Source organism: Bradyrhizobium sp. CCBAU 53421, from assembly GCF_015291625.1.
In the GTDB taxonomy this organism is placed as follows: Bacteria; Pseudomonadota; Alphaproteobacteria; order Rhizobiales; family Xanthobacteraceae; genus Bradyrhizobium.
On record NZ_CP030047.1, the window covers coordinates 6,291,234 to 6,314,978 of the forward strand.

The window sequence follows — 23,745 nt, forward strand, 5'->3', positions numbered from 1 at the left end:
AAAAATCAGCTTAGAGCGGGGGTCTAAGGCATGGCGCGCGCGCATGCAGCGAACGCGTGCGTCCAATCCGATTCGATCAAAGGATTGGCGCAGTCGATCGCGAAACCGGCCTATCACAGGCTCTTGACGGCCGAGCCTGCACTGCGCCGCGCCGTTCCTACGCTGATCATCGCCTTCCTCATCACGATTTGCCTCGGCGCCTTCGTCCAGGTCATCGACCAGAACCGCCAGAAGCGCGGCGCGATGAAGCGCGACCTGGCCGCGCTCTCCGACATCCTCGCCGAACGTCTCGACCGCCTGACCTCGGTGCGTCGCGACCGGCTCGCCAATATCGAGCGGATGCAGGAGCTGCTGCCCGATCTCATTCCCTCCTGGGGCATCGCCTATGGCCGCCACATCATCATCACCAGCGCCGATCATCGCGTGCTGGCGCGGGTGCCGATCGACGGCGCCGGCGAGAACGACCGCGTCCTCGACATCGTCTCCACCGCACAGCTCCTGATCGCCCCGGGCCAGCAGGGCGCGGTCAGCGACATGACCTTGCCGAACGGCGCCGGCGCGCTGGCGATCTCGCAGCTCGTCAAGTCGCTGCCCGGCCAGGTCGTCGTCATCCAGGAGATGAACGAGCCGATCTGGGGATCGGACGCCGCGCTCTCGGTGACGCTGTCGGCGACCACGAGCTTCGTGGTGCTGATCCTCGGCTTCGCGTTCCACTGGCAATCGACCCGCGCCCGCGAGGGCGACCTGATCAACGACGCCGTGCGCGGCCGGATCGACACCGCGCTCAATCGCGGCCGCTGCGGCTTGTGGGACTGGGACCTGTCGCGCGGCCGGATCTTCTGGTCGCAGTCGATGTTCACCCTGCTCGGCCTCGATTCCCGCAACGACCTTCTCACCTTCGGCGAGGTCAACGCGCTGGTGAACTCCGACGACATCAACCTGTTCGACATCGCCGAGCAGCTGATCTCGGGCAAGATCGATCACATCGACCAGAGCTTCCGCATGCGCCATGTCGGCGGCCACTGGATCTGGCTGCGCGTCCGCTGCGAGCTCAGCCACGCTGCTGCCGACAGCGGCCTGCATCTGATCGGCATCGCCGTCGACATCACCGAGCAGAAGAGCCTCGCCGAGAAGTCGGTGGAAGCCGACCTTCGGCTGCGCGACGCGATCGAGACCATTCCGGAAGCCTTCGTGCTCTGGGATGCCGAGGACCGCCTCGTGCTCTGCAACTCGCACTTCCAGCGGCTGCACAAGTTGCCGGATAGCGCAGTCAACCCCGGCACCTCCTATGAGACCGTGATCGAGGTCGGCAGCATGCCGGAGGTACGCACCCGCCTGCACGAAAGCGGCGTGCCGGCGCCCGGCGCCCGCACCTTCGAGGCCCAGCTCGACGACGGCAGCTGGCTGCATATCAGCGAGCGCCGCACCAAGGACGGCGGCTACGTCTCGGTCGGCACCGACATCACTCGCATCAAGGCGCACGAGCAGAAGCTGGTCGACAACGATCTGCGCCTGCGTGCCACCGTGATCGATTTGCAGCGCTCGCAATCCGAGCTGGAGCGCCAGGCCGTCGAGCTCGCCGACCTCGCCGAGAAGTACTCGCAGGAAAAGACCCGCGCCGAGGACGCCAACGCCGCGAAGTCGAAATTCCTCGCCAATATGAGCCATGAGCTGCGCACGCCGCTCAACGCCATCATCGGCTTCTCCGAGATCATGGGCTCTGGCCTGTTCGGCACGCTCGGCTCGGACAAGTACGCGGAATACTGCCACGACATCCTGACCTCCGGAAAATACCTGCTCGAGGTCATCAACGACATTCTCGACATGTCGAAGATCGAAGCCGGCCGCATGAAGTTCGACATGGAGCCGCTCGACCTCTCCGGCATCCTCGCCGAGTCGCTGCGGGTGGTCTCCGGCCGCGCCGAGCACAAGGGCCTGTCGCTGGAATCGGATATCGAAAGCACGATCTCGGTCGTCGCCGACCGCCGCTCGGTCAAGCAGATCATCGTCAACCTGCTCTCCAATGCGGTGAAGTTCACGCCGGACAACGGCCGCGTGCTGGTGCGCGGCCAGATGCTCGACGACTCGATCGTGCTGCTGATCGCCGACAGCGGCATCGGCATCGCACCGGACTCGCTGCGGCGGCTCGGCAAGCCGTTCGAGCAGGTCGAGAGCCAGCTCACCAAGAGCTACCAGGGCTCCGGCCTGGGCCTCGCGATCGCGCGCTCGCTCACCAACCTGCACGGCGGCTCGATGAAGCTGCGCTCAAAGCTCGGCGTCGGCACCGTGGTCCGCGTCACGCTGCCCCGCGATCCGCGCTCGCTGCAGACGAGGCTGCCGGAAGCGGCCTGACCCCACGCTACTTTGCGAGCACCCCTTCCAGCAGGACGGAATCGCCGAGCACGGCAAGCGTCTCGCGCGGCGTGAGATGCGCGACCGCCTCGTCGAAGCTGTCGCTGGCCTCGATCCGCGCCCGCGCTACCGCGAGATGAAGATCGATCTCGCCCGGACCGCCGCGCCGCGCCGGCGGCAGCGACGCGAGATGACGCCGCAGCAGGCCGGAATCCTGCCGGAGCATTGCGAGCGCGGGGGCGGATGCCTGGGCGGGCTGCGACGCCAGCTCGTTGGCACGGATCAGCACGCGCGGCGGCCCGCTCTCCTCCGGCGTCACGAACAGCGCGCGCATCGCGGGCTTCGCGGTCCAGGCGCCGATCGGAATCGCGAACAGCAGGCCAACGATCACCGGCGACATCCAGAGCAGCAGCGGCAATGACACCGCCCAGGCGCTGATCGCCATCGCGACACCGCAGGCGGTCGGGATGCCGTACTTGCGATAGAGCTCGCGTCGCTCGACCGCGCCATCGTCGCGCCGCTGCGTCTGCCAGCCCGCGTCGCGACCGAGCAGGATCTCGACCACGGCAATCGACTGGAACACCATCATGACCGGCGCGATCATCGCCGAGATCAGCACCTCGGCAATGACACCCGTCAGCGCCCGGAAGCCGCCGCCGAATTGCCGCCTTGTGTCCCGCCGCGTCAGCAGCAGGATGAAGCCGAGCAGCTTCGGCACGATCAGGAGCGCCATCGTCAGACCAAACACCCACGCAGCGAGCACGGGATCCTGCGCCGGCCAGTTCGGGAACAGCGAGAAGCCCTTCGGAAAATATTCGGGGCGAATGAAGCGCGCCTGCAACGAGATCAGAATGCCGAGCAGCAGGAACGCAAGCCAGAGCGGCGCGGTGATGTAGGAGCCGATCCCGGTCATGAAATGCAGCCGCGAGATCCAGTGCAGGCGGCGCGTGGTCAGCACCGCGAGATGCTGCAGATTGCCCTGGCACCAGCGCCGGTCGCGCGCGGCAAAGTCCAGCAGCGACGGCGGCACCTCCTCGAAGCTGCCGCCGAGCGTCGGCGCCATGTAGATGCCCCAGCCGGCGCGCCGCATCAGTGCCGCCTCGACGAAATCATGGCTCAGGATATGGCCGCCGAACGGCTTGCGCCCGGAGAGTTCGGGCAACCCCGCCTGCTCCGCAAAGGCCTGGATCCTGATGATGGCGTTGTGCCCCCAGTAATTGCCCTCGGAGCCGTGCCACCACGCGACGCCTGCGGCGACCATCGGCCCGTAGAGCCGGCCGGCGAATTGCTGCAGGCGGCTGAACAGGCTGCGCGCATTGACGATGACCGGCAGCGTCTGCAGCAGCGCCGCCTGCGGATTGGTCTCCATGGCATGGACCATCCGCACCATGGTGTCGCCCGACATCAGGCTGTCGGCGTCGAGCACGATCATGAACTGGTAGGCACCGCCAAACCGCGTGATCCACTCCCCGACATTGCCGGACTTCCGCGCGGTGTTGTCGGCGCGATGCCGGTAGTAGAGCCGGCCACCACCGCAGGCATCGCTGAGCGCGAGGAACGCCTGTTCCTCGGCGATCCAGATATCGGGATCGCGGGTGTCGCTCAGCACGAACCAGTCGAAGCTGTCAGCCTGTCCGGTCGCCTCGATGGACTCGTAGATGGCGTGCAGGCGCGCCATCAATTGATGCGGATTCTCGTTGTAGGTTGGCAGCAGCACCGCGGTCCGGCTCGTAAGCTGCGGCAACGGACCATCGTCGCGGATCGGCAGGGAATTCCCGTTGCGCCGAAGCAGCACGAAGAAGCCGGCCAGCGCCGAAGCGAACGAAAACGCGATCCAGGCGAGCAGCGCCACGAACAGCACCAGCACCATGCCTTCCATGATCGTCACGCCGCCGACCTGGACCACCATGTACATCTCGTAGGCGCCCGCACAGGTCAGCGCGACGGTCAGCATCAGGACGAACGCGCGGCGCACGAACATGCCCGCACCGACCGACACCGGCGTGCTCACCGCGCGCGGCGGCTGGCCGAGATCGGCCGCCGCCATCGCAAGCGGGCTCTCTCGTGGCAGGAAGCCTTCGGCCGCTGCCGCGACGTCGGGACGAGGCGACGTGACTATGGCGCCCATCGATAGACCCAGATCTCCGAGAGCGGCTTGTCATCCTGCGCCAGATAGGCGCGCAGCTCGATCGGCTCCTTCTTGACGGCACACTGGAAGCTGAGCCGCCATCCGCCGGTATTCGGGTTCGGCTGCGTGACGATGTTGGTGATCTCGGCCTTCTCCGCCGACACGACGCCCTTGATGCTGGCGGGATCGATCCCCTTCAAATTGTCGCCGAACAGGTCGAGCACGAACAGCTTGCTGTTCTCGCCATGCGCGCCGATACCACTGCGCGTGAAGCGCGCGAGCGAATGCGGCTTCGGCGCGTCAGGTCCCCAATGCAGCCGATAGGTGAGATTGGTCTCGCTCTTGGCCTTGAGCGGCGCCTTCGGCCGCCAGAACGCGGCGATGTTGTCGTGGATCTCCTCCTTGGTCGGAATCTCGAACAGGATCACCGCGCCCTCGCCCCAATCGCCGATCGGCTCGACCCACAGGCTCGGACGCTTCTCGAAGCTCGATTCGATGTCTTGATAGGCGAAGAAATTCTTCTCCCGCTGCATCAGCCCGAAGCCGTGCGGATTGATGTCCTGGAACGTGCTGATCTGCAGGTCGCGCGGATTGCTCAGCGGGCGCCACAGGCTCTCGCCCCTGCCGTTGTAGATCGCAAGCCCGTCGGAATCGTGCACCGACGGCCTGAAGTCATCGACCTCGTTGCGATCGTTGGGACCGAAGAAGAACATGCTGGTCATCGGTGCAACGCCGGCGTGCTCGAGATCGGCGCGCGGATAGAGCGATGCCTCGACATCGAACACGGTGGTCTTTCCCGGCCTGATCGTGAAGCGGTAGCTCGCCGCGCAGCTCTTGCTGTCGAGCAACGCGTGAATGACGAGGGATGTCGCGTTGGGCACCGGCCGTTCGAGCCAGAATGCCTTGAAGAACGGAAACTCCTCGCCCTTGGCCTCACCGGTATCGATCGACAGGCCGCGCGCCGACAGGCCATAGGTCTCGTCCTTGGCGACGGCGCGGAAATAGCTTGCGCCGAGAAAGACGCAGACCTCGTCGTAATAATCCGGCTTATTGATCGGCGCGTGGATGCGAAATCCGGCAAAGCCGAGGTCGGTCTCGGTGAACGCAGGCACGGTCTCGCCGAACGAGAACATGTCCTTGCTGTAGCCGACTTCGCTGACCTTGCCGTCCGCGACCTCGAAGATCTTGACCCTGTTCTTGTAGGCGAAGCCGCGGTGGAAGAACTGCGCCTCGAACGGCAGCCTCGCACCGCGCCACAGCGCACGCTCCGGCGCAAAGCGGATGGAGCGATACTGATCGTAAGTCAAATCGGTCAGGCCATTCGGCAACTTCTCGTCCGGCGCCTCGAACGACTTGCTGGCGAGATTGCGGGCGAGCTCCCGCACCATCGAAGGGTTGAAGGGTGCATCAGACGTGTTCCCCGCCGCGGCGGTCGCCCGCTGCGGCAAGAGCATCAGTGCCGGCAACATGGCCGATCCGTGGAGTAACTGGCGACGATTCAAATCGGCTCCTGCTTGCTGACCGGGACGCCGCAATGAAACCGCTCAACCCTCGCTGAGTTCCATGATTGACACGCGCGCAGGACGATTGCTTCGCCGCGCGCCGAAGCGCGGCGATCATCTGAAGGGGAACCGTCGTGGAAGAGCCTCGATTGCCGCGCTTTAAGCGCTCTCGAGCTTCGGCGCGACCTCGCGCGCGACCTGCACCAGGGCCGCGATCAAGGGCGTCATCGGATCACGCTGCGGGATCACGAGGCCGATGCTGTAGTCCACCACCGGATCGACGATCGGAATGCTGCGCACCGCGTCGGCAAGGCCAAGCGTCTCGGCAAGCTTGGCGGGCATCACGCTGGCCCAGCGTCCGGTCTTCACGTGAGTGTAGAGCACCAGCAGCGAGTTCGACGTCAGCGTCGGCGTCGCCTCCGCACCGACCGAGGTCAGCGCGCGATCGATGATGCGGCGGTTCTGCATGTCGGGCGTCAGCAGGCACAGCGGCACGGTGCCGACTTCCTTCCACGTCACCTGCTTGCGGTCGCCGAACATCGCATCCGGCGCCGTCAGCAGGCGATAGCTCTCGTTGTAGAGCGGGATGGTGCGAACCTTGCCGATCGGCTCGTTCTCGATGTAGGTCAGCCCGGCATCGACCTCGAGATTTTCAAGCAGACCGAGCACGTCGGCGGACGTGCACGACTGGATGCGGAACCGTACATCGGGATGCCGCGCCCGGAACGGCGTGGTGAGCGAGGCCACCATGCCGAGCGCGGTCGGGATCGCCGCGATCCGGATCTCGCCCGACAGCTTGTCCTTGAGGCTGTTGATCTCCTGCTTCATCGCCCGCGCATCGCCGACGATGCGCCGCGCCCAGTCCAGCGTCCGCTCGCCCTCGGGCGTGAACCCCTGAAAACGCGATCCCCGCTGCACCAGCATGACGCCGAGGATCTCCTCGAGCTGCTTGAGGCTGGTCGACATGGTCGGCTGGGTGACGCCGCAGGCCTCCGCAGCCCGGCCGAAATGCCGCTCCTTGGCCAGCGCCAGCAGAAGTTCCAGCTTGTCGATCAAGGTTCAAATCCCTTCGGAAAACGGCGCCCCAAGCGGCAGCCCGACGCGTCCATAGGTAGCACGATCGGGGCGCGATCCCGAAATCCAAAGCGCCCCGGAAGTGCGTGATTCCAGAACATTATTGCGATCCCGGATCGTCCCATTCGGCAACGCTATTAATCGCGTTTCGCAATCGCCGCATGAGACAGCTTTATTGATGTTTCGAAGGATTCCAATTCTCATGTGCGCAGCAAAAAACTGATCGTGAGAAGCGCTGATGACGGTGGGATACGAACCTTGGGACACGGCGCGCGGCGCTGAAATCATCGCCGAGCATGCCGGGCTGGAAGGCGCCACGCTGGTGATCCTGCACGCGCTGCAGGAGGCCTTCGGCTACGTGCCGCAGCCTGCGATCCCGATGGTCGCCGAGGCGCTTAACCTGTCGCGCGCCGAGGTGCACGGCGTATTCACCTTCTATCACGACTTCCGCAAGGAGCCCGCCGGACGCCACGTCCTCAAGCTGTGCCGCGCCGAGGCCTGCCAGGCCGCCGGCGGCGATGCGCTTGCGGCGCGCGCTGAGGCCAAGCTCGGCGTATCCCTGGGCAATACCACCGCGGACGAGCGGGTGACGCTGGAGCCGATCTACTGCCTCGGGCTGTGCGCCACCGCGCCCTCGGCGATGCTGGATGGCCGCGTGGTCGGCCGGCTCGACGAAGCGCGCATCGATGCGCTGGTCGCGGAGGCACAGCGATGACGATGCGAATCTACGTCCCCCGCGATGCCGCGGCCGTCGCCGTCGGCGCCGACGATGTCGCCCTCGCCTTCGCGCAGGCCGCAACAGCGCGCGGCGCCGCAATCGAGATCGTCAGGAACGGCTCACGCGGGCTGTGCTGGCTGGAGCCGATGGTCGAGCTTTCGACCGCGCAAGGCCGTATCGCGTTCGGTCCGGTGACGCCGGCCGACGTGCCGTCGCTGCTCGATGCGATGGCCGGTAACGGCCAGCACGCGCTGCGGCTTGGTGTCACGGACGAGATTCCCTGGCTGAAGCGCCAGACCCGGCTGACCTTCGTCCGCTGCGGCGTGGTCGATCCGCGCTCGGTCGACGACTACCGCACCCATGGCGGCTACAGGGGCCTGGAGCGCGCGCTGACGCTGAGCTCCGACCAGATCTTGGCCGACGTCACGACGTCGGGCCTGCGCGGCCGCGGCGGCGCCGGCTTCCCGACCGGCATCAAATGGAAGACGGTGGCGCAGGCCAGCGCCGACCGCAAATACGTCGTCTGCAACGCCGACGAAGGCGACAGCGGCACCTTCGCCGACCGCATGATCATGGAAGGCGACCCCTTCGTCGTGATCGAGGGCATGACGATCGCGGGTATCACGGTAGGCGCCACCAAGGGCTACATCTACATCCGCTCGGAATATCCGCACGCGGTCGAGGCGATGAACGCGGCGATCGTGGCGGCTCGGCGCGCCGGCTTCCTCGGCAAGCGGATCGGCGGCTCCGCGCATGAGTTCGATCTCGAGGTGCGGGTCGGCGCCGGCGCCTATGTCTGCGGCGAAGAGACTTCGCTCTTGGAGAGCCTCGAGGGCCGCCGCGGCATCGTGCGCGCCAAGCCACCGCTGCCCGCGCATAAGGGCCTGTTCGGCCGTCCGAGCGTGATCAACAACGTGCTCTCGTTCGCGGCGATCCCCTTCATCCTCGACAACGGCGCCAAGGCCTATGCCGATTTCGGCATGGGCCGCTCGCGCGGCACGATGCCGATCCAGCTCGCCGGCAACATCAAATATGGCGGGCTATTCGAGACCGCGTTCGGCGTCACGCTCGGCGAGCTCGTCGACGAGATCGGCGGCGGTACCTTCACCGGACGCGAGGTGCGCGCGGTGCAGGTCGGCGGCCCGCTCGGGGCCTACTTCCCCCGCGCGCTGTTCGACACGCCGTTCGACTACGAGGCGTTTGCCGCGCGCGACGGCCTGATCGGCCATGGCGGCATCGTGGTGTTCGACGACACCGTCGACATGGTCAAGCAGGCTCGCTTCGCGATGGAGTTCTGCGCGATCGAATCCTGCGGCAAGTGCACGCCGTGCCGGATCGGCTCGACCCGCGGCGTCGAGACCATCAACAGGATCATCAACGGCGAGCGCGTCGCGGAAAACCTCGCCGTGATCGAAGACCTCTGCAACACCATGAAATTCGGCTCGCTGTGCGCGCTCGGCGGCTTCACGCCCTACCCCGTGATGAGCGCACTGAAACACTTCCGGGAAGATTTTGGCGGAGATTTAGGTCCCGCACCGGCCCGGCTGCAGGCCGCGGAATAGCAAGGAAATCACGATGTCGCTGATCCAGGAAATCGATTTCGGCACGCCCAGGTCCAAATCCGAGACGATGGTCACGCTGACCATCGACGGCAATCAGATCACCGTGCCCGAGGGCACCTCGATCATGCGCGCGGCGATGGAGGCCGGCACCCAGATCCCGAAGCTGTGCGCGACCGACATGGTCGATGCGTTCGGCTCCTGCCGGCTCTGCCTGGTCGAGATCGAGGGCCGCGCCGGCACACCGGCCTCCTGCACCACGCCTGTCATGCCCGGCCTCGTCGTGCATACCCAGAGCGAGCGGCTGAAGAAGCTGCGCAAGGGCGTGATGGAGCTCTACATCTCCGACCATCCGTTGGACTGCCTGACCTGCGCCGCGAACGGCGACTGCGAATTGCAGGACATGGCGGGCGCGGTCGGCCTGCGCGACGTGCGCTACGGCTATGAGGGCGAGAACCACGTCTTCGCCAAATCGCACGGCTGCGAAAACGACAACTGGATGCCGAAGGACGAATCCAATCCGTACTTCACCTACGATCCCTCGAAGTGCATCGTCTGCTCGCGCTGCGTCCGCGCCTGCGAGGAGGTGCAAGGCACCTTCGCGCTGACGATCTCCGGCCGCGGCTTCGACAGCCGCGTCTCGCCCGGCATGAGCGAGAGCTTCCTCGGCTCCGAATGCGTGTCCTGCGGCGCCTGCGTGCAGGCCTGCCCGACCGCGACGCTGACCGAGAAATCCGTGATCGAGATCGGCCAGCCCGAGCACTCGGTGGTCACCACCTGCGCCTATTGCGGCGTCGGCTGCGCCTTCAAGGCCGAGATGCGCGGCGAGGAAGTGGTGCGCATGGTGCCGTGGAAGGACGGCAAGGCCAATCGCGGCCATTCCTGCGTCAAGGGCCGCTTCGCCTGGGGTTATACCACCCACAAGGAGCGCATCCTGAAGCCGATGATCCGCGAGCGGATCGAGGATCCCTGGCAGGAAGTGTCATGGGACGAGGCGTTCAACTTCGCCGCCGCCAAATTCAAGGGCATCCAGCAGAAATACGGCCGCGACGCAGTCGGCGGCATCACCTCGTCGCGCTGCACCAACGAAGAGACCTATCTGGTGCAGAAGCTGATCCGCGGCGGCTTCGGCAACAACAATGTCGACACCTGCGCCCGCGTCTGCCACTCGCCGACCGGCTACGGCCTGTCACAGACCTTCGGCACCTCGGCGGGCACGCAGGATTTCGATTCGGTTGAAGACACCGACGTCGTGATGATCATCGGCGCCAACCCGGCCTCGGCGCACCCGGTGTTCGCCTCGCGGCTGAAGAAGCGGCTGCGCCAGGGCGCCAAGCTGATCGTGCTCGATCCGCGCCGCACCGAGATGGTGGAGTCGCCGCATGTGAAGGCGCTGCATCTGCCGCTGATGCCCGGCACCAACGTCGCGGTGGTCACTGCACTCGCCCACGTCATCGTCACCGAAGGGCTCGTCAACGAGAGCTTCGTGCGCGAACGCTGCGACTGGAGCGAGTTCGAGGAATGGGCGGCCTTCGTCGCCCAGGAGAAATACAGCCCCGAAGCGACCGCGATCATGACCGGCGTCGATCCGAAGACTCTGCGCGAGGCGGCGCGGATTTATGCCACCGGCGGCAACGGCGCGATCTATTACGGGCTCGGCGTCACCGAGCACAGCCAGGGCTCGACGACGGTGATCGCGATCGCCAACCTCGCGATGGCGACCGGCAATATCGGCAGGCCCGGCGTCGGCGTGAACCCGCTGCGCGGCCAGAACAACGTGCAGGGCTCCTGCGACATGGGCTCGTTCCCGCACGAGCTGCCCGGCTATCGCCATATCTCGGGTGACGCCGCGCGCGAGCAGTTCGAGGCGATGTGGAACGTCAAGCTCAACAAGGAGCCGGGCCTGCGCATCCCCAACATGTTCGATGCCGCGATCGAGGGCACCTTCATGGGGCTCTACGTGCAGGGTGAGGACATCCTGCAATCCGATCCGAACACCAAGCATGTGGTGGCGGCGCTATCGGCAATGGAATGCGTCATCGTTCACGATCTCTTCCTGAACGAGACCGCGAACTACGCCCACGTCTTCCTCCCCGGCTCGACCTTCCTCGAGAAGGACGGCACCTTCACCAATGCCGAGCGTCGCATCCAGCGCGTCCGCAAGGTGATGACGCCGCGCAATGGCTATGCCGACTGGGAAGTGACGATCCTGCTCGCCAAGGCGATGGGTTTCGAGATGCACTACAACCATCCGTCGGAGATCATGGACGAGATCGCGGCGCTGACGCCGACCTTTACCGGCGTCTCCTATGCCAGGCTCGACGAACTCGGCTCCGTGCAGTGGCCGTGCAACGAGAAGGCGCCTGAGGGCACGCCGATCATGCATATCGGCGGCTTCGTGCGCGGCAAGGGCAAGTTCATCGTCACCGAATATGTCGCGACCGACGAGCGCACCGGCCCGCGCTACCCCCTGTTGCTCACGACGGGGCGTATCCTCAGCCAGTACAATGTCGGTGCCCAGACCCGGCGAACCGAAAACGTGGTCTGGCACGCCGAGGATCGTCTCGAGATCCACCCGCACGACGCCGAGCAGCGTGGCGTGCGCGACGGGGACTGGGTGCGGCTGGCGAGCCGCGCCGGCGAGACCACGCTGCGCGCCGAGATCACCGACCGCGTGGCGCCGGGCGTGGTCTACACCACGTTCCACCACCCGGACACCCAGGCCAACGTCATCACGACCGATTTCTCGGACTGGGCGACCAACTGTCCGGAGTATAAGGTGACGGCCGTGCAGATCTCGCCGTCGAACGGTCCGTCCGACTGGCAGAAGGCCTATGACGAGCAGGCACGCAACTCCCGCCGGATCGCGCCGGCGGTGGAAGCCGCGGAGTAGCGATGCGCGAGCCGGTCCGCAAGGCTATCCGGAAAGTCTGGCGCGACGGCGTCTTCAGCGACGGCGCGCGCCTGATCCCGGAAGAGACGCCGCTGGCGCTGACCTATAATGGCGGCACTTACGCCGTGATGATGGGCTCGCCCGAGGACCTCGGCGACTTCGCGGTCGGATTCAGCCTGAGCGAAGGCATCGTGCAATCGGCCGACGAGATCGAGACGCTGGACATCGTCGCGCTCGACGACGGCATCGAGCTTCGGATGTGGCTCAAGCCTGACAAGGCCGAACGGATCGCCGAGCGGCGGCGCAACATCGCCGGCCCGACCGGCTGCGGCCTGTGCGGGCTCGATTCGATCAGCGAGGCGGTCCGGCCGGCCGCGGTGGTGCCCGCGGGTCGCATCTTCTCGCCGCGCGAGATCATGGCCGCGGTGGCGGCGGTCCCGCCGTTGCAGGAGATCAACCATCAGACCCGCGCCGTGCATGCCGCCGCGTTCTGGACCGCCGCGCGCGGCATCGTCGCGCTGCGCGAGGATGTCGGCCGTCACAACGCGCTCGACAAGCTCGCCGGCGCGCTGGCCCGCGACAAGGTCGCAGCCGGCGACGGCATCGTGCTCTTGACCAGCCGCCTCTCGGTGGAAATGGTGCAGAAGACCGCCGCGATCGGCGCGCCGCTGATCGCCGCCGTGTCGGCCCCGACCGCGCTCGCGGTCCGGATGGCGGATGCCGCCGGCATCACGCTCGCCGCGATCGCCCGCGCCGATGGATTTGAAATCTTTACGCATCCGGAACGCGTCACAGGCGCGGTGCCCGGCAAGGAGTCCGCCTATGTCGTCGTCGCCTGACAAACTGGTCTATATGGCGAACCAGATCGGAAAATTCTTCCACAGCCAGGGGCACGACCGGGCCGTGCAGGGCATTTCCGAGCACATCTGGAAGTTCTGGGACCCGCGGATGCGCAAGCAGATCTTCGCCCATCTCGACGCCGGCGGCGCCGGCCTCGACCCCGACGTCCACGACGCCTTGCAGAAGCTGAAGCAGCACGCGTAGCGGCAAGGTAAGGCGCGCGACCTTCCCTCACCGTCACCCTGAGGAGCGCGCCCTTGCGCGCGTCTCGAAGGGTCGACGGCCCGGCTGGTGGCCGTGCATCCTTCGAGGCTCGCAAGAGCTCGCACCTCCAGCGACAAAGGCGAAGCCTTTGCGCGGGGATGACGGAATTAGCTTGCTCAGCTTGCTCAGTGTCGTCACCCGCGCATGCGGGTGATCCAGTATTCCAGAGACGGTCGTGCTTGAGCCGATAGGCCGCGGCGTACTGGGTCGCCCGGTCGAGCCGGGCGACGACAACAGTGGATGAGGACTAAGCTTCACGTCCTCTCAGGATTACGGAGCGAGAGCTACCCGCCCACAATCGCATTGAACACCCGCCGCACCTCGGTCTGGGTCTCGCGCAGGCGGGCTTCGAGCGCGGAGAAATCCGGCGTGTCGCCGGCCCGTGCCATCACGCGCAGCAAATCTTCGCCCGCGGTCTCCGGATTGAACTTGCCGGTGACGCAGAGCCGCAGGATCTGCGTCAGGTCATGGTAGAGCCGCGCCGCCGAGCGCAGGATCTCGGCCTCGGACTGCCCGAGCAGGCCGAGCTTGGCGGCATTGTCGAGCACCTGCAGCGTCGAGACGCTGAGGATCTCCGGCTTCACCGAGGCGTACGCGAGCTGGAGATACTGCGCGATGAAATCGATGTCGACGAGCCCGCCGGCGGCGAGCTTGAGGTCCCAGACATCGTCCTCGCCCTTCTCCAGCGCGATCGCGCGCCGCATGTCGGCAACGTCGGCCGCGGTCGACGCCGCATCGCGCGGCCGGGTCAGCACGCTGCGGATGATCGCCTCGATCTTCTCGCGGAATTCCGGCGATGACGAGATGACGCGGGCGCGCGTCAGCGCCATGTGCTCCCAGGTCCAGGCCTCGCGCTCCTGATAGTCGGCGAACGAATCGATCCGCGAGGCGACCGGGCCGGCGCGACCTGACGGGCGCAGCCGCATGTCGACCTCGTAGAGCACGCCGTAATTGGTCCGGGTCGTGAAGGCGCTGATCAGGCGCTGGGTGAAGCGGGCAAAATACTGCGCGCCGTGCAGCGAGCGCTCGCCGTCGGAGTCCGGCGCCTCGCTGTCGAAATCGTAGAGCGTGATCAGATCGAGGTCGGAGGACGCCGTCATCTCGCGGCTGCCGAGCCGGCCCATCGCGACGATCGCGGTCTCCTGCCCCTTGATCCGGCCATACTGCGCGGCGAACTGATCGGTGACGAGGCCGTGCACGGTGTGCACAATGCCTTCGGCGACATCGGCAAAGGCCGTGCTGGCGTGCTGCGCCGACACCGTTCCGGAGAGGATCCGCGTGCCGATCAGGAACAGGCTCTCCTGGCCGAACAATCTCAAACGATCGAGGAAGTCCTCATAGGACGACGCATCCTGCAGCGTGGTGGCGAGCCGCTCCGACAGCTCCTTCTTGTCCGGCATCGCGCCGAAGAAGCGCGGGTCGACCAGGCCGTCCATGATCTGCGGCTGCCGCGCCAGCATGTCGCCGAGCCGCGGCGCAGCACCGAGGATCAGCGCCACCAGCGCGACGAAATCGCGGTTCTGGCTGAGCAGCGAGATCAGCCGCCCGCCCCGCTGCAGCGCGCCCAGGAAACGGTCGAACGCCGCCACCGCATCGTCAGGCTCCTCGGCATCCGCGAGACCGTCGATCAGGCCGGGAATGAATTCGAGGAACGCCGCCCGCGTCGCTTCCACGCGCAGCGCGCGATAATCGCCCTCGATCCATTGCTGCACGGTGCCGGCGACCATGACAGGCTTCTTGAAGCCGAGGCTGGCGAGATGCTCGATCAGGCGGCCGTCTTCGGGCCCGGCACCATAGTCGATATCCGGCAGCTTCGCGCTCCCGGTCGGATCGTCGCCCTCGAACAGCTTGCCGTAGTGGTTCTGCACGATGTTGAGCTGGCCGAGCAGGTCTTTGGCAAAGGCCTCGCGATTCTCGTAGCCGAAGAAATGCGCGAAGCGCTCGACGTCCTCGGGAGCTTCGGGCAGCGAATGGGTCTGCTCGTCGGCGATCATCTGCAGCCGGTGCTCGACCCGGCGCAGGAATTCGTAGGCCGTGGTCAGCTCGTCGCGCGCCTCAAAGGTGATCCAGTTGCTCTCGGCGAGCACATTGAGCGCCTCCAGCGTCGGCCGCACCCGCAACTCCGGATGGCGACCGCCGGCGATCAGTTGCTGGGTCTGGGCGAAGAACTCGATCTCGCGGATGCCGCCGCGGCCAACCTTGACGTTGTGGCCCTCGACCGAGATCTCGCTCTGGCCGCGATAGGTCTGCATCTGCCGCTTCATGTCGTGGACGTCGGCCAGCGCGGCGAAGTCCAGATGCTTGCGCCAGACGAATGGCGCGAGTTCGCCGATCAGCGCTTCGCTTGCCCTGGGGTCGCCGGCGCAGGGCCGCGCCTTGATCATCGCGGCGCGCTCCCAGGTGCGCCCCTCGCGCTCGTAATAATGCAAGGCCGCGTCGGTCGAGATCGCGACCTGGGTCGAGGCGGGGTCCGGGCGCAGCCTGAGATCGACGCGGAACACGTAGCCGTCGCCCGAGCGCTGCTGCAGCATCCGCGCCATCGCCTGGGTGACGCGGACGAAGAACGGCTGCGGCTCGATGTCCTCGGCGAGCGAGGTGGCTGCGCGATCGAAGAACACGATCAGGTCGATGTCGCTGGAATAGTTCAGCTCGCCCGCACCCATCTTGCCCATCGCGAGCACGATCAGGCCCGAGCCCACTTCCGGATGGTCGGGATCGACGGCGGTCATGCGGCCGCGCTCGACCTCCTGCCGGAACAGATAGCGCAGCGCCGACTGCACCGAATTGACGGCGATGTCGGTCAGCGCCGCCGTCACCCGCATCACCGGCCAGACGCCGCCGATGTCGCACAGCGCGATCATCAGCGCGGCTTCCGCCTTCATGCGGCGAAGCAGGACCATCACGTCGGCCTCGCTGCCGGCGGCGAGCACGTCGCGCGAGGTGGTCTCGATCAGGCCCGCAAGATGCGACTCCGGGTCGCAGGACAGGATCCGGATCAGCCGCGCGGCATCGGCGCGCGCGAGCTCGAACAGATAGGGCGAGAACTCGGCGATGCCGCGCAGGATGTCCCGTGCGAACGGGTGCTCCAGCAGCGCCGCGAGCGCAGCCGATTGCACCGGTTCGAGCTCGGCGAACCAGTCGGTCAGGCGCTGATCGGCAGATACGGAAGCGGCGACACGCGGTCCATCCGCGAACCGCGCGGCCAGATGGTGTCGATCCGCGTTTCCCGGCGCGGCGGCATTCATGCCGCCTTCTGTGGCACATCCTGCGTTTGAGCCGCAAGCCTGTCACTGCCGCCGGCCCGCGCCGGCAGCACCAGGGTGGCCACCAGCCCCGGATGGGCGTCACCGAGCCGCAGCTCGCCGCCATGGAGCGTGGCCACCGCCGAAGCCAGGCTGAGGCCGAGACCGGAACCGGGTAAGGTGCGGCTCGCCTCGAGCCGGACGAAGCGCTCCACCGCGTGCTTGCGGTCGCCCTCGGGGATACCAGGCCCATGGTCGGTGACGCTGAGCAGAACCTGATCGCCCTCGCGCCGCGCCTCGATCAGGATCTCCCGCGCATCGGCCTTCAGCGGCTCCACGGCCGCGTCGGGCTTGCCGTATTTGATAGCGTTCTCGACCAGGTTGGCAACCGCCTGGCTGATCAATTCGCGGTTGCCGTGAATCGGCGCCGGCGCGGTCTTCACTTGCAGCGTCATGCCATCGTCCTCGGCCAGCGGCTCGTACAATTCGTGAATGCCGTTGGCGACATCGGCGCCGTCGAAATCGTCCATGTTGCCGCGCGCCTGGCCGGACTCGGCACGCGCGATCATCAACAGCGCGTTGAAGGTGCGGATCAAGCCGTCGGACTCCTCGATCGTTCGCTCCAGCGCCGCGCGATAATCGGCCTCGCTGCTGGAGCGCGCCAGCGCCTCCTCGGCGCGGTTGCGCAGCCGCGTCAGCGGGGTCTTGAGGTCGTGGGCGATGTTGTCGGAGACCTCCTTCAACCCCGTCATCAGCGCCTCGATGCGCTCCAGCATGACGTTGAGATTTTCCGCGAGACGGTCGAGCTCGTCGCCGCTGCGGCCGACCGGCAGCCGGCCGGACAGATCGCCCGCCATGATGCGCCTGGTGGTGCCGGTCATGGCGTCGATCCGGTGCAGCACGCGGCGGGCGACGAAGATGCCGCCGCCGATGCCGAGCACGACGACGACGAGGATCGACCATTGCGCCGCCTTGGCGACGATGCCGAACAGCCGCCGCCGTTCCTCGAGGTCGCGCCCGACCAGCAGGCGGAAGCCGTTGTCCATCTCGGCGACCCGCACCAGCGCGCGATGATCGGTCTTGTCCTGGTCGTCGATCCGGCGATAGGCGGTCTCGGTCCAGCCCTGCATGCTCATCACGCCCGGCGCCAGCGAGCCGACATTGCCGGCCAGCGCCTGCCCGTTCGGCGCGGTCAGGAGATAGAGGTTGGCGCCCGGCCGCAGCGCACGATTGCCCATCGTGGTCAGCAGGCCGTGCAGGCCGCGACGGTTATAGATCGCGGTGATCTCGCCGATCTCGACGTTGACGGTCGTGGTGATCTGCTCGGTGATCAGCCGCCGCGTGTTCCAGGCGAAGTAAGCCAGCAGCGAGGCGGCAAACAGCGCGAACAGGAACAGGTAGACCAGCGTCAGCCGAAACGCCGTGGTCCGGATCAGTTTACCGAATGCCGTCACGGATCATATACCCCGCGCCGCGGATGGTATGCAGCAGCGGCCGCTCAAAGCCCTTGTCGATCTTGGAGCGCAGCCGCGAGATGTGGACGTCGATCACGTTGGTCTGCGGATCGAAATGATAATCCCAGACGTTCTCGAGCAGCATGGTGCGCGTCACCACCTGGCCTGCATGCTTCATCAGATATTCGAGCAGGCGGAACTCGCGTGGCTGCAAGGTCAGCTCATCCTTGCCTCGGGCGACGCGATGCGACAGCCGGTCGAGCTCGAGGTCGCCGACCCGGTAGGTGGTCTCCTCGGCCGGCCCGACATTGCGCCGCGACAGCACCTCGACGCGCGCGAGCAGCTCGGCGAACGAATAGGGTTTCGGCAGATAGTCGTCGCCGCCGGCGCGCAGGCCCTTGATGCGATCATCGACCTGGCCGAGCGCCGACAGGATCAGCACCGGCGTCCGGTTGCCCTTGTCGCGCAGCATGCCGATCAGTGACAGACCGTCCCGCTTCGGCAGCATGCGATCCACCACCAGCACGTCGTAATCGCCGGTCTCCGCCATCGACAGACCCTCCTCACCGTCGGAGGCGAGATCGGCGATATAGCCGACCTCACGGAACGCCTTGACTAGATAGTCGGCTGACTCGCGGTCGTCTTCGATGATCAGGATGCGCATTTGCGGAGCGGTTGCGGTCACGGGAATGGGCCCTCTGTCAGCATGACGCGGCCGGCCTGCACATGCAAGACGACCGCGAATATTCCGAATTGTTTGAGAAAAGTGGGCGGTGAAGCTGGGGGACCTCACCGCCCTGAGACCTTCCGACGGAGGGGGGCATATTCCATCGAAAGGCAACGTAGGGAGCGAGCAAGGGGCCCGCCCCCCGGAACGCGCCGTCGGCGGGGGCGACTAATGCCGGCGACGCTTTCCAACTCATAGATAGTTATCCCTTGGCCAAAGGCACTGCCACAAAGCGCGACGAACCGCCGCTCTTCACGCGCATGAGAACGCTGTTCTTGTTGTCATTGCGCGCCGCGGTGATCGCATCACGCACCTCACCGGCGGTGCCGACGGACTTGCCGGCGACCTCGAGGATCACGTCGCCTTCCTTGAAGCCCCGCTCAGCGGCAGCACTCTTGGGATCGACTTCGGTCACGACCACGCCTTCCTTGCCGGCGCCGGCCACGCTGTTGGCAGGCGCCACGGTGAGGCCCAGCTTCGGCACGTCGGTGCCACGGGACGAATTGCCCTTGTCGCTGTTGTTGTCGGTGTCAGCCTTGGCTTCCAGGCTGTTCGGCAACTGGCCGAGCGTCAGGTTGACGGTCTTGTCCTGACCCTTGTGCAGCACGTTCAACTTCACGGCATTGCCGGGCGCGAGGCCGCCGATGGTGCGGGCGAGCTCGCGCGCATCCTTCACCGGCTCGCCGTTGACGGCGGTGATGACGTCGCCGGACTCGATGCCGGCCTTGGCCGCGGGGCCGTTGGCCTGCGGTTCGGCAACGAGCGCGCCTTCGGCCTTCTTCATGCCGAGGCTGTCGGCGATGTCGGAGGTCACCGGCTGGATCTGGACGCCGATCCAGCCGCGGCTGACCGAGCCCTTGTCCTTGAGCTGGGCAACCACGCTCTTGACGGTCTGGGCCGGGATCGAGAACGCGATGCCGACGCTGCCGCCGGACGGCGAGTAGATCGCGGTGTTGACGCCCATCACCTCACCGGAGACGTCGAACGCCGGGCCGCCCGAATTGCCCTTGTTCACGGGCGCATCGATCTGGATGAAATCGTCATACGGGCCGTTGCCGATGTCGCGGCCGGAGGCCGAGACGATGCCCGCGGTCACGGTGCCGCCGAGGCCGAACGGATTGCCGACCGCCAGCACCCAGTCGCCGATGCGCGGCTTGGTGTCGGAGAGCTTGGCGAACTGGAAGTTGGAGCCGCCCTCGACCTTGATCAGCGCGAGGTCGGTGCGCGGATCGGTGCCGATCACCTTGGCGGAATAGGTCTTGCCGTCGTCGGTGGTGACTTCGACCTTGTCGGCGCCGTCGACGACGTGATTGTTGGTCACGGCAAAGCCGTCAGCCGAGATGAAGAAGCCGGAGCCCTGGCCCGTCACCACGCCACCGCCACGCGGTCCGCCGCGCAGACCCGGGGGCAAGCCATCCGGACCGCCGAAGCGGCGGAAGAAGCGCTCCATCGGCGAACCCGGCTGGAACGGCGAATCGTCATTGTTGCCGCTGTCGTCCTTGGCCACCTTCTCGCGAATGTTGACCTTGACCGAGATCACCGACGGCTTCACGCGCTCGACGATGTCGGCGAAGCCGATCGGCTGCTGAACCTTCTTGACCTCGTTGTTGACCTGCGCATGCGCGGGGGTCGTGAACAGGTCGGCCGGGTTGTGGGTGGGGCTGAAGCCGTAGGTGGCGGCACCGAGGCCGGCCACGACCGACGCCATCAGCGCGAGTTTACGGGCAGAGAACAGCGAGCGCTTCGGCGCCTTGTAGGACGGAAGGGACGAGAGGTCGGGACGGTCGGTCATGTGTTGAGATCTCCAGGGCCAGAATCATTCGGTGCGGGGGCGAGCACCTGATGCGCCTGAACATGGGGTCATCAGCCTTACAGCGCGCTGGCTGCGGAATTAAACTTTGGTAATTGAGCCGGCCCGCGCTGCGGCAGAATAGCGCATGCAAATTAAGGGCTTAGAAAGGAACTAACGCGGCTTGTCCGGCGCGGATTCGGCCGCCAGCAGCCGTTCCAGCCGCGCTGCTTCGTCCGGCGTCAATCCCGGGCCGGAATCGCCCCCGCCAGCGGCCGGATTCGGCCTGCGCCGACCGAGCCGCCAGAGCGCGAAACCGCCCAGCAGAAGCGCCAAAGGCGGGGTCAGCCACAGCACCAGCGTGTGCTCGTTGAGGCGCGGCTTCAGCAGCACGAATTCGCCGTAGCGGGCGACCAGGAAATCGATCACTTGGCGGTCGCTGTCGCCGGCCGCGATGCGCTCGCGCACCAAGAGGCGGAGGTCGCGTGCCAGCGGCGCCTCCGAATCGTCGATCGACTGGTTCTGGCAGACCATGCAGCGCAGCTCTTTCGAAAGCTCGCGCGCCCTCGCCTCCTTCGCCGGATCCGACATGATCTCGTCGGGCAGCACCGCCCGCGCCGGCATCGCGCCGAGCATCAGGCTCATCGCAAACACGGCGGCTGCAAGCGCGCGCGACCGCATCACTCGGCCGCCTGCAATGCGCGCGCCGCCGACTTGGCCGGCTTCGGCGCGCCAACCCTGAGGCGGCGGTCAGACAGCGACAGCAGCCCGCCGAACGCCATCAGCACCGGCCCCCACCAGATCATCAGCACCAGCGGCTTGTGATAGATCCGCACCGCGATGGCGCCATCGGCCGTGGTATCGCCGAGCGAGATGTACAGCTGGCTGGCGCCACGGGTCAGCAGCGCGGCCTCGGTGGTCGAGGCGCCGCGGGTGGTGAAGTTGCGCTTCGATGGCGTCATCACGCTGACCTTCTCGCCGTCACGGGTGACGGTGAATTGCGCGACCATCTCGCGGAAATTCGGCCCCTGCCGCGGGTTGAGGCCGTCGAGCCGCAGCTCGTAGCCGGCGACCTTGGCGACGTCGTCCGGCTTCATGGACCCGATATATTCGCTGTTCCAGGTGGTCTCGCAGACGATCCCGATCAGCGCGACGCCGAGCCCGGCATGCGCGAACGCGGTGCCCCAGGTCGCGCGCGGCAGGCCGCGGGCGCGGCGCAGCGAGAGCGACAGCGGAATCCGGAACAGCGCGATACGCTCGGCGAGGTCACACAACGCGCCCATGATGACGAAGGCCGCGAGCCCGATCGCGAGCGGCGCCAGGGTCGCGCCGCCATAGGTCCACGCAAGCACCAGCGCGATCGCAACCAGCGCGACGATGCCGGCCACCATCAGCCGCTGCGCCGCGCCGAGCAGGTCGCCGCGCTTCCAGGCCAGCAGCGGCCCGAACGGCACCGCCAGCAGCAGCGGCACGAACAGCGGCGCGAAGGTGAAATTGAAGAACGGCGCACCGACCGAGATCTTCTCGCCGGTGAGGACCTCCAGCGCCAGCGGATACAGCGTGCCGATGAACACCGTCGCGCAGGCGGTGGTGAGCAGGAGATTGTTGAGCACCAGCGCGCCTTCGCGCGAGATCGGCGCGAACAGCCCGCCCTGCTTCAGCGCCGGCGCGCGCCAGGCATAAAGCGACAGGCTGCCGCCGATGAAGACGAACAGGATCAGCAGGATGAACACGCCGCGGGTCGGATCGGTTGCGAAGGCGTGGACCGAGGTCAAGACGCCGGAGCGCACCAGGAAGGTGCCGAGCAGCGACAGCGAGAAGGTCAGGATCGACAGCAGCACGGTCCAGACCTTCAGCGCGTTGCGCTTCTCCATCACCAGCGCCGAATGCAGCAGCGCCGTGCCGGCGAGCCACGGCATCAGCGAGGCGTTCTCGACCGGATCCCAGAACCACCAGCCGCCCCAGCCGAGCTCGTAATAGGCCCAGTAGGAGCCCATCGCGATGCCGAGCGTGAGGAATATCCACGCCATCAGCGTCCACGGCCGCACCCAGCGCGCCCAGGCGGCGTCGATCCGCCCCTCCAGCAGCGCCGCCACCGCGAACGAGAACGAGATCGAGAAGCCGACATAGCCGAGATAGAGCATCGGCGGATGCACCGCGAGGCCGATGTCCTGCAGCACCGGATTGAGGTCGCGTCCCTCGAGCGGCGGGTTGGCGATGCGCAGGAACGGGTTCGAGGTGATCAGGATGAACAGATAGAAGGCGCTGGCGACCCAGGCCTGCACCGCCAGCACATGCGCACGCAGGGACAGCGGCAGATTGTTGCCGAAGGCGGCGACGAGGCCGCCGAACAGCGCCAGGATCGACACCCACAGCAGCATCGAGCCTTCATGGTTTCCCCACACGCCGGTGATCTTGTAGAGCAGCGGCTTCAGCGAATGCGAATTCTCGAAGACATTGGCGACCGAGAAATCCGAGCTGACGTGCAAGGTCACCAGCGCCGCGAACGACGCCGCGACGAACAGCAATTGCGCCAGCGCGGTCGAGCGCGCGACGTTCATCAGCGCCGCATCGCGCCAGCGCGCGCCGACGATCGGCACGATCGACTGGATCAGCGCGAGCCCAAGAGCCAGCACCAGGGCATAATGTCCGCTTTCGGCGATCACCGCATCGCTCCCTGGGTCGGCGCCGCGGAGGCGCTCGGCATGTTGTTTGGTTTGGCGCCGTAATCGTCCTTCCAGTGGCCCTGCTTCTTCAGGGCATCGGCGACATCCTTCGGCATATAGGTCTCGTCATGCTTGGCGAGCACGGTGTCGGCGCGGAACACGCCTGACGCATCGAGCGCGCCTTCGGCAACGACGCCCTGCCCCTCGCGGAACAGGTCCGGCAGGATGCCCTTGTAGGCGACCGGCAGCGTCGCGCCGCCGTCGCCGACGGTGAAGGTCACCGCGAGATTGTCGCCGCGCTTCAGCGAGCCCTGCTCCACCAGGCCGCCGAGGCGGAAACGCTTGCCCGGACCGAGATGCTTCTCGGCGACCATCGACGGCGTCGAGAAGAACACGATGGAATCGCGCAGCGCGTTCAGCACCAGGCCCGCGGCGATCGCGAGCACGACGAGCGCGCAGCCGATCAATGTCAAACGCCGTTGCTTCCTGGTCATGGTCCATCCTTGCGCATGACGTTACCCGAAAACCGCTGTGCAC

The 23,745-nt window shown here is 66.5% G+C and carries 16 protein-coding genes; 6 read left to right on the plus strand and 10 right to left on the minus strand.

What is annotated here, in order from left to right:
- Positions 1–30: 30 nt before the first annotated feature.
- Positions 31–2,352, plus strand: a complete 2,322-nt coding sequence (locus tag XH92_RS29835) for a PAS domain-containing sensor histidine kinase (protein WP_194455316.1) — start codon at positions 31–33, stop codon at positions 2,350–2,352.
- Positions 2,353–2,359: 7 nt separating this feature from the next.
- Here the strand turns inward: XH92_RS29835 and mdoH are convergent, their stop codons facing one another.
- The 3 genes from mdoH to XH92_RS29850 form a co-directional block, all read right to left on the minus strand.
- Positions 2,360–4,480, minus strand: coding sequence for a glucans biosynthesis glucosyltransferase MdoH (gene mdoH, locus XH92_RS29840; protein WP_194455317.1), 2,121 nt, complete (start codon positions 4,478–4,480; stop codon positions 2,360–2,362).
- Positions 4,468–5,934 (minus strand): glucan biosynthesis protein G, encoded by a 1,467-nt coding sequence (locus tag XH92_RS29845; RefSeq protein ID WP_194461484.1) that lies wholly within the window; start codon positions 5,932–5,934, stop codon positions 4,468–4,470. Before XH92_RS29845 ends, mdoH begins: the two co-directional genes overlap by 13 nt.
- Positions 5,935–6,141: 207 nt before the next feature.
- Positions 6,142–7,038, minus strand: a complete 897-nt coding sequence (locus XH92_RS29850; RefSeq protein WP_021082045.1) for a LysR family transcriptional regulator — start codon at positions 7,036–7,038, stop codon at positions 6,142–6,144.
- A gap of 256 nt (positions 7,039–7,294) precedes the next feature.
- Here XH92_RS29850 and XH92_RS29855 point away from each other — a divergent pair, with 256 nt between their 5' ends.
- From XH92_RS29855 to XH92_RS29875, 5 genes are read left to right on the plus strand one after another with little or no spacing between them, the layout of a single operon-like run.
- Entirely contained in the window at positions 7,295–7,771 is a 477-nt protein-coding gene (locus tag XH92_RS29855; protein ID WP_194455318.1) for a formate dehydrogenase subunit gamma, read from the plus strand.
- A complete protein-coding gene (locus XH92_RS29860) occupies positions 7,768–9,336 on the plus strand; it encodes an NADH-ubiquinone oxidoreductase-F iron-sulfur binding region domain-containing protein (protein WP_194455319.1) in 1,569 nt (522 codons plus the stop codon). Before XH92_RS29855 ends, XH92_RS29860 begins: the two co-directional genes overlap by 4 nt.
- Before the next feature lie 13 nt (positions 9,337–9,349).
- Entirely contained in the window at positions 9,350–12,226 is a 2,877-nt protein-coding gene (fdhF, locus tag XH92_RS29865; protein ID WP_194455320.1) for a formate dehydrogenase subunit alpha, read from the plus strand.
- A gap of 2 nt (positions 12,227–12,228) precedes the next feature.
- Positions 12,229–13,065: a formate dehydrogenase accessory sulfurtransferase FdhD gene (gene fdhD / locus XH92_RS29870; protein WP_194455321.1), complete on the plus strand. Its 837-nt coding sequence runs from the start codon at positions 12,229–12,231 to the stop codon at positions 13,063–13,065.
- Positions 13,049–13,270 carry a formate dehydrogenase subunit delta gene (locus XH92_RS29875; RefSeq protein WP_194455322.1) on the plus strand — a complete coding sequence of 74 codons (222 nt, stop codon included), beginning with the start codon at positions 13,049–13,051 and terminating at the stop codon, positions 13,268–13,270. The genes fdhD and XH92_RS29875 overlap by 17 nt, the downstream gene beginning before the upstream one ends.
- Before the next feature lie 344 nt (positions 13,271–13,614).
- On the opposite strand, the gene XH92_RS29880 is transcribed toward XH92_RS29875, so the two are convergent.
- The 7 genes from XH92_RS29880 to ccmE all read right to left on the minus strand — a co-directional run bounded on the left by XH92_RS29880 (position 13,615) and on the right by ccmE (position 23,702).
- Entirely contained in the window at positions 13,615–16,575 is a 2,961-nt protein-coding gene (locus XH92_RS29880) for a bifunctional [glutamine synthetase] adenylyltransferase/[glutamine synthetase]-adenylyl-L-tyrosine phosphorylase (RefSeq protein ID WP_194455323.1), read from the minus strand.
- On the minus strand, positions 16,572–18,026 hold the full coding sequence (locus tag XH92_RS29885; protein ID WP_194455324.1) for a HAMP domain-containing sensor histidine kinase: 1,455 nt from the start codon (positions 18,024–18,026) through the stop codon (positions 16,572–16,574). The genes XH92_RS29880 and XH92_RS29885 overlap by 4 nt, the downstream gene beginning before the upstream one ends.
- Entirely contained in the window at positions 18,010–18,690 is a 681-nt protein-coding gene (locus XH92_RS29890) for a response regulator transcription factor (protein WP_194461485.1), read from the minus strand. Before XH92_RS29890 ends, XH92_RS29885 begins: the two co-directional genes overlap by 17 nt.
- A gap of 265 nt (positions 18,691–18,955) precedes the next feature.
- Positions 18,956–20,545 (minus strand): Do family serine endopeptidase, encoded by a 1,590-nt coding sequence (locus XH92_RS29895; RefSeq protein WP_194455325.1) that lies wholly within the window; start codon positions 20,543–20,545, stop codon positions 18,956–18,958.
- A gap of 171 nt (positions 20,546–20,716) precedes the next feature.
- Entirely contained in the window at positions 20,717–21,223 is a 507-nt protein-coding gene (locus XH92_RS29900) for a cytochrome c-type biogenesis protein (RefSeq protein ID WP_194455326.1), read from the minus strand.
- Positions 21,223–23,208, minus strand: coding sequence for a heme lyase CcmF/NrfE family subunit (locus tag XH92_RS29905; protein WP_194455327.1), 1,986 nt, complete (start codon positions 23,206–23,208; stop codon positions 21,223–21,225). Before XH92_RS29905 ends, XH92_RS29900 begins: the two co-directional genes overlap by 1 nt.
- The gene (ccmE, locus tag XH92_RS29910; protein ID WP_194455328.1) at positions 23,205–23,702 is read right to left on the minus strand and encodes a cytochrome c maturation protein CcmE; all 498 of its coding nucleotides are present in this window, start codon (positions 23,700–23,702) and stop codon (positions 23,205–23,207) included. The genes XH92_RS29905 and ccmE overlap by 4 nt, the downstream gene beginning before the upstream one ends.
- Positions 23,703–23,745: the final 43 nt, after the last annotated feature.